The organism is Saccharopolyspora tripterygii (assembly GCF_054778355.1).
Genome location: NZ_BAAGZP010000063.1, coordinates 1 through 1,181, shown reverse-complemented (window position 1 = coordinate 1,181; position 1,181 = coordinate 1). Strand labels below are relative to the sequence as shown.

Annotated in this window: 1 rRNA gene; it reads right to left on the bottom strand. The window is 56.5% G+C overall.

The features are described 5' to 3' along the window. Positions 1-1,181 (bottom strand): 23S ribosomal RNA (locus ACYVF3_RS32520); the annotation flags it as partial.

The window sequence follows — 1,181 nt, the reverse complement described above, 5'->3', positions numbered from 1 at the left end:
ACTTGACCAGTGAGCTATTACGCACTCTTTCAAGGATGGCTGCTTCTAAGCCAACCTCCTGGTTGTCTAAGCGATCCCACATCCTTTCCCACTAAGCGCACACTTGGGGGCCTTAGCCGATGCTCTGGGCTGTTTCCCTCTCGACGACGAAGCTTCTCCCCCGCCGTCTCACTGCCACACTCAACTCAGGCGTATTCGGAGTTTGGCTGATCTCAGTAACCCGTGAAGGCCCATCAACCAACCAGTGCTCTACCCCACCCAAGCAACATGCGACGCTGCACCTAAATGCATTTCGGGGAGAACCAGCTATCACGGAGTTTGATTGGCCTTTCACCCCTACCCACAGCTCATCCCCCAGGTTTTCAACCCTGGTGGGTTCGGGCCTCCACACGGTCTTACCCGCGCTTCACCCTGGCCATGGGTAGATCACTCCGCTTCGGGTCTACACCACGCGACTCCACGCCCTATTCAGACTCGCTTTCGCTCCGGCTACCCCCAACGGGTTAACCTCGCCACGCAGCAGTAACTCGCAGGCTCATTCTTCAAAAGGCACGCCATCACGGTTGCAAAGACCGCTCTGACGGATTGCAGGCACATGGTTTCAGGAACTATTTCACTCCCCTCCCGGGGTACTTTTCACCATTCCCTCACGGTACTATCCACTATCGGTTACCAGGAAGTATTTAGGCTTAGCGAGTGGTCCCGCCAGATTCACAGCACCCTCCACGAAAGCGCTGCTACTCGGGAACACCACCACACACCGACCACGCATTTTCGCCTACCGGACTCTCACCGTCTACGGTCAGGTTTCCCAACCTGTTCAACTAACACGCAATCCAATGCTGGCAGACTGGTAGATCCACCCAACAGTGTCCCACAACCCCGCACACGCAACCCCTACCAGGTATCCCACGCGCACGGTTTAGCCTCTTCCGCTTTCGCTCGCCACTACTCACGGAATCACCAGTGTTTTCTCTTCCTACGGGTACTAAGATGTTTCACTTCCCCGCGTTCCCCCTCACACCCTATACATTCAGGCATGAGTAACCCGACATCACTCGGGCTGGGTTTCCCCATTCGGACACCCTCGGATCACAGCTCGTTTGACAACTCCCCGAGGACTATCGCGGCCTACCACGTCCTTCATCGGCCCCTGGTACCAAGGCATCCACCATGTGCCC